Origin of the sequence: uncultured Methylobacterium sp., assembly GCF_964244095.1 — a bacterium.
Classification (GTDB): Bacteria; Pseudomonadota; Alphaproteobacteria; order Rhizobiales; family Beijerinckiaceae; genus Methylobacterium.
The window spans coordinates 15,062-32,176 of record NZ_CAXTHR010000002.1 but is presented as its reverse complement, the minus strand read 5'-3'; the positions used below and the strand labels follow the sequence as shown (position 1 = coordinate 32,176).

Annotated in this window: 16 protein-coding genes; 13 read left to right on the top strand and 3 right to left on the bottom strand. The window is 74.0% G+C overall.

The window, feature by feature from the left end; all coding sequences use genetic code 11:
* Positions 1 to 311: 311 nt before the first annotated feature.
* The 5 genes from ACFE86_RS00630 to ACFE86_RS00610 all read left to right on the top strand — a co-directional run bounded on the left by ACFE86_RS00630 (position 312) and on the right by ACFE86_RS00610 (position 5,866).
* A complete protein-coding gene (locus ACFE86_RS00630) occupies positions 312 to 2,243 on the top strand; it encodes a potassium transporter Kup (RefSeq protein ID WP_375453416.1) in 1,932 nt (643 codons plus the stop codon).
* 818 nt (positions 2,244 to 3,061) lie between these two features.
* Positions 3,062 to 3,505: a DUF2948 family protein gene (locus tag ACFE86_RS00625; RefSeq protein ID WP_375453415.1), complete on the top strand. Its 444-nt coding sequence runs from the start codon at positions 3,062 to 3,064 to the stop codon at positions 3,503 to 3,505.
* A 37-nt stretch (positions 3,506 to 3,542) separates the two neighbouring features.
* Positions 3,543 to 4,838, top strand: a complete 1,296-nt coding sequence (gene hisD, locus ACFE86_RS00620; protein ID WP_375453385.1) for a histidinol dehydrogenase — start codon at positions 3,543 to 3,545, stop codon at positions 4,836 to 4,838.
* A gap of 10 nt (positions 4,839 to 4,848) precedes the next feature.
* Positions 4,849 to 5,337, top strand: coding sequence for a UPF0262 family protein (locus tag ACFE86_RS00615; RefSeq protein ID WP_375453384.1), 489 nt, complete (start codon positions 4,849 to 4,851; stop codon positions 5,335 to 5,337).
* Positions 5,338 to 5,386: 49 nt separating this feature from the next.
* A complete protein-coding gene (locus ACFE86_RS00610) occupies positions 5,387 to 5,866 on the top strand; it encodes a low molecular weight phosphatase family protein (RefSeq protein ID WP_375453383.1) in 480 nt (159 codons plus the stop codon).
* 209 nt (positions 5,867 to 6,075) lie between these two features.
* Here the strand turns inward: ACFE86_RS00610 and ACFE86_RS00605 are convergent, their stop codons facing one another.
* A complete protein-coding gene (locus ACFE86_RS00605) occupies positions 6,076 to 6,924 on the bottom strand; it encodes an NlpC/P60 family protein (protein WP_375453382.1) in 849 nt (282 codons plus the stop codon).
* Between the two features lie 289 nt (positions 6,925 to 7,213).
* Here ACFE86_RS00605 and ACFE86_RS00600 point away from each other — a divergent pair, with 289 nt between their 5' ends.
* Positions 7,214 to 7,546 carry a hypothetical protein gene (locus tag ACFE86_RS00600; protein ID WP_375453381.1) on the top strand — a complete coding sequence of 111 codons (333 nt, stop codon included), beginning with the start codon at positions 7,214 to 7,216 and terminating at the stop codon, positions 7,544 to 7,546.
* Between the two features lie 53 nt (positions 7,547 to 7,599).
* On the opposite strand, the gene ACFE86_RS00595 is transcribed toward ACFE86_RS00600, so the two are convergent.
* On the bottom strand, positions 7,600 to 8,286 hold the full coding sequence (locus tag ACFE86_RS00595) for an SDR family oxidoreductase (protein WP_375453380.1): 687 nt from the start codon (positions 8,284 to 8,286) through the stop codon (positions 7,600 to 7,602).
* Positions 8,287 to 8,482: 196 nt separating this feature from the next.
* Positions 8,483 to 9,196, bottom strand: a complete 714-nt coding sequence (locus ACFE86_RS00590) for an MgtC/SapB family protein (RefSeq protein WP_375453379.1) — start codon at positions 9,194 to 9,196, stop codon at positions 8,483 to 8,485.
* A 225-nt stretch (positions 9,197 to 9,421) separates the two neighbouring features.
* On the opposite strand from ACFE86_RS00590, the gene ACFE86_RS00585 reads away from it, so the two are divergent.
* The 7 genes from ACFE86_RS00585 to ACFE86_RS00555 all read left to right on the top strand — a co-directional run bounded on the left by ACFE86_RS00585 (position 9,422) and on the right by ACFE86_RS00555 (position 17,037).
* On the top strand, positions 9,422 to 10,453 hold the full coding sequence (locus ACFE86_RS00585) for an AAA family ATPase (protein WP_375453378.1): 1,032 nt from the start codon (positions 9,422 to 9,424) through the stop codon (positions 10,451 to 10,453).
* A 187-nt stretch (positions 10,454 to 10,640) separates the two neighbouring features.
* Positions 10,641 to 11,564: a DUF58 domain-containing protein gene (locus ACFE86_RS00580; protein WP_375453414.1), complete on the top strand. Its 924-nt coding sequence runs from the start codon at positions 10,641 to 10,643 to the stop codon at positions 11,562 to 11,564.
* A 237-nt stretch (positions 11,565 to 11,801) separates the two neighbouring features.
* On the top strand, positions 11,802 to 12,263 hold the full coding sequence (locus ACFE86_RS00575; protein ID WP_375453377.1) for a DUF4381 family protein: 462 nt from the start codon (positions 11,802 to 11,804) through the stop codon (positions 12,261 to 12,263).
* Entirely contained in the window at positions 12,260 to 13,279 is a 1,020-nt protein-coding gene (locus tag ACFE86_RS00570) for a VWA domain-containing protein (RefSeq protein WP_375453376.1), read from the top strand. The genes ACFE86_RS00575 and ACFE86_RS00570 overlap by 4 nt, the downstream gene beginning before the upstream one ends.
* A gap of 463 nt (positions 13,280 to 13,742) precedes the next feature.
* Entirely contained in the window at positions 13,743 to 14,672 is a 930-nt protein-coding gene (locus ACFE86_RS00565; protein WP_375453375.1) for a VWA domain-containing protein, read from the top strand.
* Between the two features lie 32 nt (positions 14,673 to 14,704).
* Positions 14,705 to 15,616, top strand: a complete 912-nt coding sequence (locus ACFE86_RS00560) for a tetratricopeptide repeat protein (RefSeq protein WP_375453413.1) — start codon at positions 14,705 to 14,707, stop codon at positions 15,614 to 15,616.
* Entirely contained in the window at positions 15,610 to 17,037 is a 1,428-nt protein-coding gene (locus ACFE86_RS00555; RefSeq protein WP_375453374.1) for a hypothetical protein, read from the top strand. The genes ACFE86_RS00560 and ACFE86_RS00555 overlap by 7 nt, the downstream gene beginning before the upstream one ends.
* Positions 17,038 to 17,115 lie beyond the last annotated feature (78 nt).

Sequence of the window (17,115 nt, the reverse complement as noted above, 5' to 3'; positions counted from 1 at the left end):
GTTCAGCGGTGCGATCCGGGCTTCACGGGGCGCCGCGAACCGCCCGCCCGGCGTAAGGAGCGTACCCTCTTCCGGGCAACGCCGCCGCGACCCGATCGCTCCACGGCGCGAGACCTCCGGCATCCCCGGCCGCGTTCCCGAAACACGGCGGGGTGCGACGGCCGCATTCGGCGCGGACGGCATCTTGATCGGCACCGCGCTTGCAGGCAGCCTCGCGACGAACGTCGTGTCGATCCCGAGGAATGCCCGTGACCCAAGCCGTCAGCCTCGGGGGGAATCGGGCCGCAGGGGCCGGCCTGCCGGCCGCGCCCGTGGCGCGCAAGCCCGGGGCGGTGCGGCACGGGGCCGGGCCGGCGCTGACGCTGGGGGCGCTGGGCGTCGTCTACGGCGACATCGGCACCAGCCCGCTCTACGCCTTCAAGGAAGCCGTCAAGGCTGGCATCGGTGGCGGCGCCTCGGTCGCGGCGGCGGCCACCGGCGCGGTCTCGCTGATCCTCTGGGCGCTGATCCTGATCGTCTCGCTGAAATACGCGGTGCTGATCCTGCGCGCCGACAACCGCGGCGAGGGCGGCATCGTGGCGATGCTGGCGCTGCTCGGCACCCGCCACGCCAAGCCCGGCTCCCGGCAGGCGCTGCTGCTCGTCGTCGGGCTGGTCGGCGCGGCCCTGCTCTACGGCGACGGCGCGATCACCCCGGCGATCTCGGTGCTCTCGGCGGTCGAGGGCCTGAAGGTCGAGGCGCCGCTGCTGACGCCGTTCATCGTGCCGGTCACCCTCGTGATCCTGGTCGGGCTGTTCCTGGTGCAGCGCAAGGGCGTCGCGGTGATCGGCCGAGTGTTCGGCCCGGTGATGCTGGTGTGGTTCGCGGTGCTCGCCGTGATGGGCGTCGGCGGCATCCTCCACGCGCCGGCGATCCTGGCGGCCCTCAACCCGTGGCGGGCGGTCGACTTCCTGTTTCACGCCGGCTGGCACGTGAGCTTCGCGATGCTGGGCGCGGCCTTCCTCGCGGTCACCGGCGGCGAGGCGATGTATGCCGATCTGGGCCATTTCGGCGCCAGGCCGATCCGCATCGCATGGTTCGGCCTCGTGCTGCCGGCGCTGGTGATCCATTATTTCGGGCAGGGGGCGCTGCTCATCGTCGAGCCGGACGCGATCGACAACCCGTTCTACCGCCTCGCGCCGGACTGGGCGCACTACCCGCTGATCGCGCTGGCGACGATGGCCACCGTGATCGCGTCGCAGGCGGTGATCTCGGGCGTCTACTCGCTGACCCAGCAGGCGATCCAGCTCGGCTTCCTGCCGGCGATGCGCGTCGTCCACACCGACCAGGCCGAGCGCGGGCAGATCTACGTGCCGGCCGTGAACTGGCTGCTCGCCGCCGCGACGCTGGCCGCGGTGCTGATCTTCGGCTCGTCGGAGGCGCTGGCCGGCGCCTACGGCATCGCGGTGTCGCTCCTGATGGCGATCACCACCCTGCTCGCCGCGCTCGTCGCGCTGAAATGGGGCTACAACCTCTACGCGGTGATCGCGCTGAACGGCGCGTTCCTCGTCGTCGACCTCGTGTTCTTCGCCGCCAACAGCGCGAAGCTGTTCGAGGGCGGCTGGTTCCCGCTGCTGCTCGCCTTCGCGGTCGCCTTCCTGATGCTGACCTGGATGAAGGGCAACCGCCTGCTCGAAGCGGTGCGGGCGACGATGCGCATGCCCGAGGACGCCTTCCTCGCGCGCCTCGCCTCGCATCCGCCGGTGACGCTGCCCGGAACCGCGGCCTTCCTCACCGCGGCGACCGAGGGCATCCCGATGGCGCTCGGCCGCCTGGTCCAGCGCAGCCGCTGCCTGCACGAGCGCATCCTCCTCATCACGGTGATCTACGAGGAGGAGCCGGTGGTCCCGGCCACCGAGCGGGCCCAGGTCACCCTCGTCGCGTCCGGCATCCGCAAGGCGATCTCGCGCTACACGCCGGGGATGGAGCGCGTCGTCCTGCGCTACGGCTTCATGCAGACGGCCTCGATCCCGGAAGGGCTGCAATGCGCGGTCGCGAGCGGCCTGCTCCCGGCCGAGTTCCTCGAGGACATGACCTACTTCATCGGCCACGAGGCGATCATCCCCTCGCCCACCGCCCCCGGCATGGTGAGCTGGCGCGAGGGCCTCTACGCCTTCATGCAGCGCAACGCCGAGCGCACCGGCGCCCATTTCGGGCTGCCGACGCGGCAGGTGGTCGAGGTGGGGACCGAGATCGAGATCTGAGGGGCGGTCGGAGCCGCGTCGTGCCCGGCCGGGGCCGGGGTCGGGCCAGCCCGGCGACCGGCCGGCCGCCTCGCGGGTGAGCCGGCGAAGGTCGCATCACCGAAGATATCCCGGCCCGCGCGCTTCCCCCTCCCGCAGGGGGGAAAGGGAAGCAGCCGTCGCGGCATCGCCCGCGAGGCGCGGCGCATAAGCGGCCGATCTGGCCGCGCTTGGGCCCGAAGCCCGGGATCTCGCAGCCGCATTGCGAACCGAACGGGGCCGGGCGGCTCACGCAGTTGCCGCGCGAGGTGACGCAGATGCTGCCGCCGCGGCGGCCGCCGAAGTCCTCGCGGCGACGGTCGTAGCGGTCGTCGTCGAAGTCGCGGCGGCGCGGCCGTGGGCGGTCGTCGTCGTAGCCGCGGTCGAAGCGGCGGGGGCCGCCGTACTCGTTGCCGTAGGACTGGGCGCCGGCCTCGACCGCGCCGAACGTGGTCCCAAGGGTCAGGGCGGCGAGCACCGCGAGGGTGAGTCGCTTCAGGGTCATGGTCGTGTCGTCTCCCGTTGGATGTCGAGGGCCGGTCTAGGCGGGCCCGCCTGAACGGCGGCTGAGGCCGTCGGCCGGCCCCGGTGTCCGGGCCCGTCCGTCACCGGCAAGCCGGAGCGCGCATCGGCCCCGGCGGCCGGCGACGGAGGGGCCGCGCGGCCGGAAGACGCAGCGTCCCGCCTCGCCCCATCGCCACGCGCGAACGCGGCCCGCGATTGCCGGAACGGGTGCACCTCGCTACTGACGCGGGCCGATACGTTTCCCGTGACCTCCCGTGCAGCGCGACATCCCCGTCATGGAGCTCCTCAAGCTCGCCGCCCTCGACGCCGAGGATCTCACCGTGATCTCGGCCCATCTCCAGGACGCGGTCCTGCACGCGGCCGACCTCACCTATCTCGCCGCCGAGCACCGCTTCGTGCTCGTGGTGCGCCGCTTCGACTGGTCGGCGCCGGATGCGCCGCGGCGGCGGCTCGCAGGCGTGCATTTCGAGCGGGTGCTCGGCGTCCGCACCCGCGGGCTCGTGCCGGGGGCGGGCGAGAGCGCCCTGAGCCTGCTCGCGGTGACCTTCGCGCCGACCGAGGCGCCGTCGGGCACCGTCACGCTGGTGTTCTCCGGCGGCGCCGCGATCCGCCTCGACGTGGAGTGCGTCGAGGTGCGGATGAAGGACCTCGGGCCGGTCTGGGAGGCCGTGGGGCGTCCGGGGCACGCCACCGAAGCTGCGCCCGGCACCGCGAGCTGAAGCCGGAGCCTCCCGCCACCACGAGAAGAACCGTCCGATGATCCGCCTCGACAGCACCGACCCGACCTTCGCGGAGGACTTCTCGCGGCTGCTCACCGTCAAGCGCGAGATCTCGGAGGATGTCGACGAGACGGTGCGCGGCATCATCGGTGGCGTTACCGCCGGGGGCGATGCGGCGCTCGTCGACTACACCCGCCGCTTCGACCGCCTCGGCCCCGAGTTTTCGCACAGCGCCCTGCGGGTGACGGACGACGAGATCGCGGCGGCGCTCGCCGCCTGCCCGGCCGACGCGCTGGCGGCCCTGGATTTCGCCGCCGCGCGCATCGCGGCCTTCCACCGCGAGCAGGTGCCCGGCGACCGGCTCTCCACCGACGCGCTCGGCGTCACCGCGGGCTGGCGCTGGACGGCGCTGGAATCGGTCGGGCTCTACGTCCCCGGCGGCACCGCGAGCTACCCGTCCTCGGTGCTGATGAACGCGATCCCCGCCCGCGTCGCGGGCGTGCCGCGGATCGTCATGGTGGTGCCGATGCCGGACGGGCGATCGAACCCGCTGGTGCTCGCCGCCGCCCACCTGTCCGGCGTCCACGAAGTCTATCGCGTCGGCGGGGCGCAGGCGGTCGCCGCGCTCGCCTACGGCACCGCGACCATCGCCCCCGTCGCCAAGATCGTCGGCCCCGGCAACGCCTACGTCGCGGCGGCCAAGCGCCGGGTGTTCGGGCAGGTCGGCATCGACATGATCGCCGGCCCCTCCGAGGTTCTGATCCTGGCCGACGCGCAGGCCAACCCGGACTGGGTCGCCGCCGACCTCCTGGCCCAGGCCGAGCACGACGCGGCGGCGCAGGCGATCCTCATCACCGACAGCGCGGAGCTGGCCGAGGCCGTCGCGGCGGCGGTGGAGCGGGCGCTGACCACCCTGCCCCGGGCGGAGATCGCCCGCGCCAGTTGGCGCGACTACGGCGCGATCATCCGCGTGCGCGACTTCGACGAGGCGGTGCCGCTGGTCGACCGCCTCGCGCCCGAGCACCTCGAAATCGAGACGCAGGACGCGGAGGGCCTCTCGCGAAAAATCCGGAACGCCGGGGCGATCTTCCTCGGGAGCCACACGCCCGAGGCGATCGGCGACTACGTCGGCGGGCCGAACCACGTGCTGCCGACCGCGCGCTCGGCGCGGTTCTCGTCGGGCTTGGGCGTCCTCGACTTCATGAAGCGCACCACGATCCTGGCCTGCACGCCGGAGAGCTTGCGGGCGCTCGGCCCCGCGGCGATAACGCTCGGCCGGTCGGAGGGTCTGGAGGGCCACGCCCGCTCCGTCGCGATCCGCCTGAACCTGTGAGGCAGCGTCGATGTCGGAGGCGAAGGCGGAGCGGTCGCGGGACCGCCTGGTGGCGGTCACCCTCGACGAGGCCTCGATCGGGCGCGGCAACCCCGACCAGGAGCACGAGCGCGCCATCGCGATCTTCGACATCCTGGAGGACAACCGCTTCGCGATTCCCGGGCGCACCGGTCCCTACGCCCTCGACCTCGGACTCGTCGAGAACAAGCTCTCCTTCGCGATCACCAGCGCGGCCGGCGAGCCGGTGATGACCCACCTGCTGTCGCTGACCCCGTTCCGCCGGGTGATCCGCGACTACGAGATGATCTGCGAGAGCTACTACAACGCGATCCGCACCGCCTCGCCGACGCAGATCGAGGCGATCGACATGGGCCGGCGCGGCCTGCACGACGAAGCCTCCGAGACCCTGAAGCAGCGCCTCGACGGCAAGGTCGACCTCGACCACGTCACCGCGCGGCGGCTGTTCACCCTGATCTTCGCCCTGCACTGGCGGGGTTGAGGCGGTGGCACGCCCCCCGCGCCCGATCCCGGCCTGAGACCGCTTCGCGATGGACGTCGTCGTCCCGCCGAGCGACCCGACCGTCCCGAGGAAGCGGCGGGTGCAATCGGTGCTGTTCATGTGCAACTTCAACGCCGTGCGCTCCGTGGCGGCGGAGGCGATCGCGCGCTACTATTTCGGCAGGTCGGTCTACGTGCAGTCGGCGGGCGTGCGCTCGGGCGAGCCGACCGACCCGTTCATGGTCGCCGCGCTCGACGAGATCGGCATCGACGCCGCCCGGCACAAGCCCCGCACCATCGAGGAACTGGAGGAGTGGGAGGGCCTGAACTTCGACCTGATCGTGACGCTCGCCCCCGAGGCCCACCACAAGGCGCTGGCGCTGACGCACACGCTGGCCGCCGACGTCGAGTACTGGCCGACCCCCGACCCGACCATCCTCCAGGACGCCTCGCGCGAGCAGCGCCTCGACGCCTACCGCGACGTGCGCGACGGCCTGACCTATCGGATCAAGATGCGGCTGAAGGGATAGGGACGGGCGGCGGAAGGCGGCGCCGATCGTTCCGGAGCTCGCTACGAGCGCGCGCACCGACGAAACGGGGACAATCGGGCCGCGCGCCGGATCATACGGTTTCCGGTTGATCGGTTCGGTCAAGCGCCTTCCCTCCCCCGTAAAGGGGAGAGGGAGTGCCGAGCGGATGATGGAGGGCAGGATCACGAACCCATCGGCCGGAAACCGCATCAGAGGCGCCGCATCCCGGTCACCGCCCCGTAACTGTTGTCCGCGATCCGCGCCGCCGCCTGCCGCAACGGTTCGATCGCCACCGCCATGTGGTGGCCGTTGGCGTGGATCAGGGTCTCGGGATCGAGCATCAGCCCGGTATGGCCGCGCCAGTCGATGAAGTCGCCCCGGCGCAGGCCGTCGAAGCTCGGCGGCAGGGCGTGGCCCACCGCGCGGGCCTGCTGGTCGGCGTCGCGCGGGCAGGGACGGCCGGCCAGCGACAGGCAGAGCTGCACGAGGCCCGAGCAGTCGAGGCCGAGGCTGGTGCGGCCGCCCCAGAGGTAGGGCGTGCCGACGAGGCGCTCGGCGGTCGCGGCATGGTCCGGCTCCAGGCGGTCGAGCGGCGTGCAGTGGCCCGCGAAGACGAACGCGTCGCCGACCCTCAGATATTCGCCCGCCTCGCCCGTGGCCGCGAGGGCCGCGCCGAGGCCGAGATGGTCGAGCGCCGGGCGCTTCATGTCGGGGGCGGGGTAGAGGAAGCTGCGCAGCGCCGTGATCCGGTGGGTCGGGGCCGGGTCGGCCGGGCCGAGGCTCGCCGCCGGGAGGTAGCCGACGGTGCCGTCGTGGACGATCTGGACCCAGGCGAAGCCGTCCCGAACCTCGTAGACGGTCACCGCGTCGCCCATCACCGCCTCGGTCTCCAGGCCGGCATCGGCGCGGGGCGTGCGCCGCAAGGGAGCGACGGGAACCGCGACGCGGCGCGGTTCGCCCGCGACGAACCGCGCGGCCTCGACCGATCCGCGCAACCGGATGTCGGCGAGATCCGGCCGGGCGGGCGTGACTCGGGGGTCGTGGACGGGGTCGGGCATGGCATCTCGGGTCGCGACGTGTCGCGGCGCCATCATCGCCCCCGGCGATGGTGGAACCGGGCGTCGCGGGCGTCTTCCTGCCGCGTCATTTCGACGCGATATCCTGCCGCACCCTGCGGCATCTGCATCCTGAATGAACTCGCCGCGCCCGTCGGCATCGACGCCGGCTGCCCAGTCGCTCGGCACCGCGTCATCATCGCCGCGCACGGCGGCCGCCGCCACGCCGTGATGCGGTGCACAATCGAGGCGAATCCGCTATGCTCGGGCGATGACGAGCGCGAGCCCAGCCGTGAAGAAGACCAGGAAGAGCTTTGCCGACCTTCCGCCGATCCGGGTGCGGCGCGAGCCGCCGACGGTGATCGAGGCGGTGACCGCCGCGCAGGACCTGTCGGACGACCTCGAACAGCAGGTCGAGATCGCCGCCGGCCTGATCGGCCTCGCCCCCGACGAGGTCCGCCCGCATGTGCTCGCCGCCTTGCGCGCAAAACCCGAGCGGGTGCCCGAGCGGATCTTCAGCCAAGCGGGCCCGAGCCGCGCGCCGCGCACCGTCATTGTCGAGCGCCGCACCCGTCCGCCGGTGATCGTCGAGCGGCGCGGCCGCCCGCTCGACCCGCGCCGGTAGAGCATTTTCCGGCGCGGGGGATGCCGGCTCGCGGCCGGTGAGGCGCGTGCCGGCTACCAAGCCAGCGTCTCGCCGCGGTAGTCGAGATAGGCCGTGCCGGGCCGGCCGAGCCGGGCCTCGATCACGTCGGCCATGCCGGCGACGCTGGTCTCCACATCGATGTCGGCCTCGGGTCCGCCCATCTCGGTGCGGACCCAGCCCGGATGCATCAGGATGACGCTGAGGTTCTCGGCGCGGTGGCGGATCTCGAAGCTGAGCGCCAGCGTGTTCAGGGCCGCCTTGCTCGCGCGGTAGGTCTCCCAGCCGCCGGATTCGTTGAGCCCGACGCTGCCGAGGACCGAACTCATCAGGACGAGGCTGCCGCCGGCCGCCAGCCTATCGCGGAAGCGTTCCGCGAAGCGGATCGGGCTGATCGCGTTGGTGAGGTAGACCTGCGCCGCCACCGCCCGCGGGACGTCGTGCGCGGGATCGTGCGCCTGCGTCGCCACGCCCGCGACCACGAAGACCAGATCGTATCTTTGGCCGGCCAGGCGCTGGTGCAGGGCCGAGACCGCCGCGTCGTCGTCGATGTCGGCGGTCTCGACGCTCAGCGCGTCGGAGGCCAGCGCCGCGAGGTCGGGCGAGGGCTTGCGCTGGGTCGCGGTGACGCGCCAGCCGCGCTTCAGGAAGGTCTCGACGAGCCCCAGCCCGAGGCCGCGCGAGGCCCCGACGATGAGCGCGTTCTTCCGAGGTGCTGCCATGGAGATTCTCCGTGCGGAGCCGAGGTCCGGTCCCGCGAGGGGAGAGGTGGCGTCGGGGCGGGGCGGGAGAAGCGCGGCCCCGCATCCAGGGTGCGCCGCCGCACGTCAGGCAGGATCAGGTGTTCTGCTCCGCCCAGCAATTCGCCCAGCGTGTAGCGGCGGGGCCCGGCCGTTGCGCACGGGAAGCCCGAACGCGTCAATCCCCCGTCTGCACCGACCACGTGGCGTGGCGGATGCCGGGCTGGGTCTCCAGGGCCGCCACCACCGCGTCGAGGTCCTTGGCCGCCACCGCGGTGGCGGTCAGCGTCGCGACGACCTCGACCAGTTCCTCGCCGCGCTCCTCGACCGCGACGCCGCCGACCGGGTAGCCCGCCGCCTCCAAGCGCTCGACCAGGAGGTCGCGGGCCGGGCCGGCGGCGTCGGGGGCCGTCGTCACCTGGACCTCGTAGGTCGCCTCCGTCGCGCTCGCGTCGATGGGCGCGCGGTTGATCGCGTTGACGAGCGGGCGCAGCAGGGTGTTGCAGGCCAGCACCGCGAGCGTGACGAACGACGCCTCCAGCGGCAGGTCGGCACCCGCGAAGGCGCCGACGGCGGCCGAGCACCACAGGGTCGCGGCGGTGTTGAGGCCGCGCACGTTCATGCCCTCCTTCATGATCACGCCGGCGCCGAGGAAGCCGATGCCGGAGATCACGTAGGCGACCGTGCGGGTGCCGCCCTCGTTGCCGGTGAGCCGCACGCCGAGATCGACGAAGGCGGCCGCACCCACAGCCACCAGCACCGCCGTGCGCAGGCCCGCCGTCCGCTGCCGGTACTGCCGCTCCGCGCCGATCAGGGTGCCGAGCGCGAAGGCGACGACCAGGCCGATCGCGGAATTCACGCTCTCGGGAAGCGGGCTCGGCAGGTGGACCATCGCGCCTCCCTACGCGCCCGTGCGTGACGGTTGCGTGACGCCGCCTCGGACGCCCGAGGTGCGCACCGCCCGCGGGCGGGATTGACGGGTGCCCCGGGCAGCGGGCACACGGGCAGGGCACCGGATCGCCCAAGAATCCGGGTCCGACGACAAGTCTACACGGCAAGTCTACGAGGAGACGTGCAGGATGAAGGCTCTCTTCCCGCCGGCCGGGTCGTCCCGCGCATGAGCGGCGCCGCGCTCGCCGAGCGTCCGGCGTCCGGCGGTCCGACGCCCGATCCCTCAGCCGATCCTCGGGCGGCCACCCTGCGCGCCCGCATCCTCGACCTGCGCGCCGGGCTGGAGCACGGCCTGATCGGCTGCGAGGGCTTGGTCGAGCGCCTGCTGATCGGGCTGCTCACCGGCGGCCACCTGCTGATCGAGGGCGCGCCGGGGCTGGCCAAGACCCGCGCGGTCAAGCGCCTCGCCGACGGCCTCGACGGCTCGTTCGCGCGCATCCAGTGCACGCCGGACCTGATGCCGGCCGACCTGACCGGCACCACGGTGTGGCGCCAGGATGCCGGCACCTTCGAGTTCCTGCCCGGCCCCCTGTTCCATTCGCTGATCCTCGTGGACGAGGTCAACCGCGCCCCGCCCAAGGTGCAGTCGGCCCTGCTCGAAGCGATGGCGGAGGGCCAGATCACGGTCGCCGGCCACACCCATCCGCTGCCCGACCCGTTCATGGTTGTGGCGACCCAGAACCCGATCGAGCATGCTGGCACTTTTCCCCTGCCGGAGGCGCAGCTCGACCGCTTCCTGCTGCACGTCGTCGTCGGCATGCCGGACGAGGCCGCCGAGCGGAAGATCCTCGACCTCGTCGAGGGCGAACTGAACCACCACGCCGAGGCGATGCCGGTGAAGCTCGGGCTCGCCGAGATCCTGGCGGCGCGGGAGGCCGCGCTGAAGACCTACGTCTCTCCGGCGCTGAAGGACTACCTCGTGCGCCTCGTCGCCGCGACCCGCACGGATGCGGCAGCGCCCGACCTCCGCGCGGCGATCGAGCACCCGGCCTCGCCTCGCGGCACGCTCGCCCTGATGATGGCGGGCAAGGCGCGGGCCTACCTGCGCGGCCGCGACCACGTGATCCCCGAGGACGTCTCGGAACTGGCCGCCGACGCGCTCGCGCACCGCATCGGCCTGACTTGGCGCGCGGCGGCCGAGGACCTGACCACCCGCGGCATCGTCGCCGGGCTGGTGCAGCGGGTGCGGGCGCTCTGAGGGTGAGAGGCAGGGGCTTAACGAGCGCAGACGCCCCCTCCCCCCTCTGCGGGGGAGGGTGGCCCGCGAAGCGGGTCGGGAGAGGGGAGCGCTCTGTCCAGATGCGGCGCTCCCCTCTCCCGACCCTCGCCGACGCGAGGCCCACCATCCCCCGTAGAGGGGGGAGGGGGAGCGCATGGCCGCCGGCATGACCGCCTCCGCCGCGCCCGATACCGACCCCGGCCTGCACCTCTCCGGCGCGGCGCTGATGGGGCTGCGCCACCTCGCCCGCCGCGGGGTCTCGCCGGCGACCCGGACGCTGGCGGGACTGCCCGGCGGGATCGTGACCCGGCGGCGCGGGCGCGGCTCCGAGCCCGACGACGTGCGCCTGTGGTCGGAGGGCGACGACCGGCGCCACATCGACCGCAACAGCACCGCCCGCACCGGCATCCTGCACGTCCGCACCCATCACGACGAGCGCGACCGCGCGGTGGTGCTGCTCGCCGACTTCCGGCCCTCGATGCTGTTCGGCACCCGCCGGGCGCTGCGCTCGGTGGCGGCGGCCGAGGCGCTGGCGCTGCTCGGCTGGCGCATCGTCGGCGATGGCGGCCGCGTCGGCCTCGTCGTCGCGGGCGGCACCGAGCCGACGGCTTTGCGCCCGGCCGGTGCCGAGCGCGCGATGACCGCGGTGACGGGCGCGCTCGCGGCCGCGCACGCCCGCGCCCTCGCCGCGCCCGCCGCCGCCGATCCGCCGCTGGACGCTCTGCTGACGCTGGCCCGCAGCCTGCTGCCGTCGGGCGGCCACCTCGTCATCGCCAGCGCGCTCGATACCCCCGGCGCGGATTTCGACCGCCTGCTGACGCTCTTGGCCGAGCGCCTCTCGATCCGCCTGATTCTGGTGAGCGACGCCTTCGAGCGGACGCGGCCGCCGGGCTTCTACCCCTTCGCGCTGGCCGACGGCCGCCGCGGCACCGTCCAGGCCGGCCGCTCGGCCGCCGAGGCCGGGCGGCCGGCCGCCGACGAGCGGCTCGCCGACTACGCCCGCCGCGGCATCGCGGGCCTGCGCCTCGACGTCGAGGCCGGCCCGGAAGCCTACGCACCGCTGATGGAGCGGCTCGATGCGGTGCTGTGACCAAGCGCACCTTCCCTCGCCCCGACTGATCTCGGGCTTGCCCGAGATCAGTATTTCCGCAGCACAAGTCGGGCAAGCCCGACTTGTGCGGGGGAGAGGGTGGCCCGCGAGCCAAGTCGGGAGAGGGAAGCCCGCTGTCCGGATGCGGCGCTCCCCTCTCCCGACCCTCGCCGACGCGAGGCCCACCCGCTCCCGCAGAGGGGGGAGGGCGCCGCGCCCGCAGGCCGTCCGCACCCCATGAACCCCACCGACGCGCCCACCCTCGAATCCCTCCGCGGCCTGCACCTGCCCGGCGATGCCGCTGGCGCGATCTCCGGGCCGGTCGTGGCCGCGATCCTGCTCGGTTTCGCCGCCGCGCTGCTCGTCGGGCTCGTGCGCTACCTGCGCGTGCGCGCCCGCGCCACGATCCGCCGCGCGGCCCTGCGCGAACTGGCCGCCGCCGGCGCGCTGGAGCCGGAGGCGCGGCGCGTGGCGCAGGCGCGGCTGCTGCGCCGGGTCGCCCGCACGCTTCAGGGCGAGGAGGCCGCCGCCGCGCGAGGATCGGCCTGGGCCGGAAGGCTCGACAGGCTGTTCGCGACCACCTTCTTCACGGCGGGTGCCGGCGGCGGCCTCGTGGACGGGCTGTATCGCCGACCCGTGGCCGATCCGGCGGCGCTCGACACCGAGCTCGGCCGCCTGATCGGGCGGATCAAGGCGTGACCTGGCTCCCGGCCTGGGGCACGGCGCTTGCCTCCGCGTTCGATCTCGCCGCGCCGGTCGCGCTGGTGCTGCTGCCGCTGCCGCTGCTCGCCCGAAGGCTGATCCCGGCCGAGGCCGCGGGCGGCAGCGGGGCGCTGCGGGTCCCGGCCTCCCTGGTGGCGCAGTCGCAGGCCGGTGCCGAGGTCGCGGCGCGCGGCCGGCGCCGCACCTGGGCGATCTGGACGCTGTGGGCCGCCCTCGTCGTCGCGCTCAGCGGCCCCCGCCTCGTCCTGCCCGCGACCGCGCTGCCGGCATCGGGCCGCGAGATCATGCTCGCCATGGACCTCTCCGGCTCGATGGAGCGGCGCGACTTCGCGCTGGACGGCGAGACCGTGAACCGCCTCGTCGCGGTCAAGCGCGTCGGCGCCGACTTCATCCGGCGGCGGGCCGGCGACCGCATCGGCCTCGTGATCTTCGCCGACCAAGCCTACGTGGCGGCCAGCCTCACCTTCGACACCGCGAGCGTCGCCCGCGCGCTGGAGGAGGCGACCATCGGCCTCGTCGGCCGCTCCACCGGCATCGGCGACGGCCTCGGGCTGGCTTTGCGCCGGCTCGACCCGAAGGATGCGGACACCGGTCCCGGCCGGCCGGCGGCGTCCTCGAAGGCGGTGATCCTGCTCTCGGACGGCGCCAACAACGCCGGCCAGACCACGCCGAAGGACGTGGCGGCGCTGGCCGCCGAACTCGGGATCAGAGTCCACACCATCGCGCTCGGCCCCCGCGACATGGCCGACGCCGACGGCGAGCAGGATGTGGTCGACACCGAGACCCTGCGCGAGATGGCGCGCCTCAGCGGCGGGACGGCGTTCCGCGTGAAGACCACCGCGGACCTGATCGCGGTGGCCGACGCGATCGACGCCCTCGAGGGCGGCCGCGCCAAGGCGCCGCCGCTGCCGCTGCGCCGCGACCTCTGGCCCTGGCCGGCGACGCTCGCCTTCGCCTGCGCCGCCCTGCTGCTCGCCTCGCGGAGGCGGTGATGAGGACCGATCGTCCCGCCGCCCGCGTCTGGCTTCCTCGACGGCCTTCCGACGCTTCAGACATCAGCACTTCGACCGACGCGCAGTCCTTCCCGCTCTGCGGGCTACCGGATTCACACATCTTGGCGCTTGCCGCGTCGCCGGCCGCGCATCCCCTCGCCCCGCCTGCGGGGAGAGGGCCGCGACGACCCCGTCGTCGGCGCGGCGAGGCGGCAGCCGACGGTGAGGGGGCGATACCGGATAGGTCTCGTCCGGAACCGTCCCCTCACCGCCGCTTCGGCTTCGCCTGCGCTTCCCGGCTGCACGGCGGGGTGCAGCCGAGCCTCTCCCCGCAGGCGGGGCGAGGGAATCCGTGCCTCATCCGAGCGCGTCGGGAGGTGTGTGCATCCGCCGGCCCGCAGAAGGGGAAGGGGACCCGCGTTTCGGCCGGCGACCGCGCGTATCCTGCTCGCGGAGCCGGCCGATGAGCGGGCTCGACGCCTACGCCCTGCTGCGGCCGTGGTGGCTGCTCGCGGTGCCGGTCATCGCCCTGCTCGCCCTGCGTGCCGCCTCGCGCGCGGCGCCGCTCGGGGACTGGGCGAAGGCGGTCGATCCGGCGCTGATGGCGCTGATGGCGCGGCGCGGGGCGGTGCTCGGCGGACGGCGGCAGGCGAACCTCGCGGCCGCGGTCGCCGCCGGCCTCGTTGCGCTCGCGCTCACCGGCCCGGCGGTGGAGCGCAAGGACGCGGCGACCTTCCGCAACCTCGACGCCACGGTGATCGTCGCCGACCTGTCGCGCTCGGTCACGGAGGGCGGCGGTCTCAAGGACCTGCGCCAGACGGCGCAAGGTGTCGCCGAGGCCGCGGGCACGCGCTCCGTGGCGCTCGTGGTCTACGCGGGCGACGCCTACCTCGCGGTGCCGCCGACCACCGACCGCGACAGCTTCGGCACGACCCTGTTCGCGCTCGATGCCGACACCGTGCCCGACCGCGGCAGCCACCCGGAACGCGGGCTGGCGCTCGCCCGCCGGACGCTCGGCGAGGCCGGGGTCGTCGCCGCCGACGTGGTGCTGATCACCGACGGCGACGGCATCGGCGAGGCGGCCCTTCGCGAGGCCCGCGCCATCCGGGAACAGGGCTGGCGCCTGCAGGGCCTGTTCGTGCCCGCCCAGGTGTCCCTGCCAGCCGGCGCGCCGAAGCCCGACCGCGCGGCGCTGGACCAGGTCGTCGCGGCCGGGGGCGGCACGGCGGCCGACCTGGCGAGCCCCGCGCCGGTCCTCGACGCGGTCGGCGCCAGCACCGCGCAGCACCTCGCGGCCGGCGGCTACACCGTGCTCGCCTTCGCCGACCTCGGCCGCTGGCTCCTGCTCCTCGCGATGGTGCCCGCCCTGATCCTGTTCCGCAGGAGCGCGTGATGATGGAGCGCGTGACGATGCAGGCCCTGTCGATGCACGCCCTCTCCGCGGCGGCGATGCCGCTGCGCGCCGCCCTCTCCCGCCGCTGGCGGCTTTGGGCGCAGATCGGGGGAATGGCGCTCGCCGGCGCCGGCCTCCTCGCGCTCGCCCTGGTCTCCCAGCCGCGCACCGGCCTCGGGCGCCTGCTGATGGGGATCGGCCTGCCGTCGCTCGCCGTCGCCGTGCTCGACGAGCCCGCGTGGCTCGGGCCCGCGCTCTACGCGGCCGGGCGCTACGAAGCGGCGGCGGCGCTGTTCCGTAACGGCGGGCGGCGCAACGCGTACAACCTCGGCAACGCGCTCGCGCGGATGGGCGACTACGCGGGCGCGATCGCGGCCTACGACGCGGCGCTCCAGTTCAACCCGCGCGACGCCGACGCGCAGGCCAACCGCTCGCTCCTGGCCAAGCTCGTCGCGGAGGCGATCGACCGTGGCAAGGGCGGCGGCACCGCCAACGGCTCGGCGCAGTACGGCGCCCGCTACAACAACACGGCCAACCAGGAGAAGGACGACACCGTCCAGGCCAATTCCAGCGGCGAGGGGCTGGCCGGCAACCGCGAGGCGAGTTCGTCGGCCTCGATCCCCGGCAACAGCAAGGTCGCGCGCCGCGGGCGTGCCGAGCAGCAGACGGTCGAGTCCGGCCGCGGCGAGGCCCGCGGCTCGGCGGGCGACGCCGCCGGGCGCGGGCGCACCGGCGGCGGCTCGGCGATGGTGGCCGAGGCCCCCGAGCAGGAGGTCCGCCGCGTCACCAAGAGCTTCGAGGCCCACGAGATCCGCCCCGACCGGCTCTGGCTCCAGACCTTGCCGGACGACCCCGGCCGCTTCCTCAAGCTCCGCCTCAAGGCCGAGCAGACCCGCCGCATCGAGGCCGGGACCAGCATGCCCGCCGGGAGCAACCCATGGTGACTGCCTTGGGCAAAAATCGCGCAACGCGCATCTTCCCTCTTCCCCCTGCGGGGGAGGGTGGCCGGCGAGCTAAGTCGGGAGCGGGGAGCGCCGTCTCCGGCATCGTCGCTCCCCTCTCCCGACCCTCGCTGACGCAAGGGCCATCCTCCTCCGCAGATGGGGGAGGGCGCGCGCGTCGAGGGAAGGCTGCTTTCTGGATCGTCCTCGCCCTCCTCGCCACCCCCGCCCGCGCCGAGATCGAGCCCGGCGACCTGACGCTCACCGTCACGCCCGAGCGCAACGGCAACGCCGCGCCGTTCTCCCGCGAGATGGTGCTGCTCAAGATCCACGGGGTCTACAAGCAGCCGATCCTGCTGGAGGAGGTGGTCCAGCCGAGTCTCGCCAACTTCAGTTGGAGCCAGCTCGGCCGCGACCGCTGGAGCAGGACCAAGCTCCCCGACGGCCAGAGCGCGATCGCCTTCGACCGGGTGGTGGCGGTGTTCCCGCACCATGCCGGCGACTTCGTCATCGAGCCGTTCGACCACCGCCTGACGGTCAACGTCGACGGCGCGCGTCGGGTCGTCGACGTGCGCTCCGCCCCCATACCCCTGCCGGTCGCGGCCTGGACCAGGGAGGGCAATGGGCCGGACGTGAAGGAGCCGTGGTGGCTGCCGGCGCGTGACGTGACGATCACCGATTCCTGGGCGCCCGACCCGGAGACGGTGAAGCTCGGCGAGACCACGCGGCGCATCGTCACGATCGAGGCGCAGGGCATGGTCGCGGAAGGGCTGCCGCCGCGCCCGGTGATGCGCACCCGCGGCATCCTCACCTTCGCCGGCCCGGTCACCCGCGAGACCCTGGTGACGCCGCAGGGCCCGGTGGCGCGGGCGACCTACCAGTGGGACGTGCGGCCGGGCGTGCCGGAGATCATCCCGCTCGACGCCATCGTCATCCCATGGTTCGACACCGCCTCGCGCACGATGCGCGAGGCCGAGATCCCGGCCCGCCAGATCGGCGGCGGCCTGCCCGACCGCGAGACCGACCTTGGCCCCCCGACGACGGCCTCGCCGTGGGTCGCGGCCGCCGCGGGGCTCGCCGCCTTCGGCCTCGGGCTGGCGCTGATCGGCTTCGGGGCCGGCGCGGGGGCCCTGCGCCTCTCCGGACGCGGCCGCCGCGCCCTCCGGCGCGCCGCGGCGGCGGGCGACGTGTCGGCGTTCCGCGCGGCGACCCTGGAAGCCGACCCGGCGCTCGCCCGCCACTGGCGCGCCGACCCCGCGACCGAGGCGGGCCTAGCCGCCCTCGACTGGGCGCTCTACGCCCCGGCCGAGGCGCCGCCGCCGGACCTCCCCGCCCTCGCGCGACGGCTGTCGCGGCCGGTGCGGGTCTCGGCCCCCGAGGCCGACCGCCTGCATCCGCTCGACGGGCCGGCTTCGGGCGACTGAGCGTTTCAGGTAAAGCGAGCCGCCTCGTCCCTCCCCCGCAGAGGGGGGAGGGAACCCGCGCCTCGGACTGCGATCGCC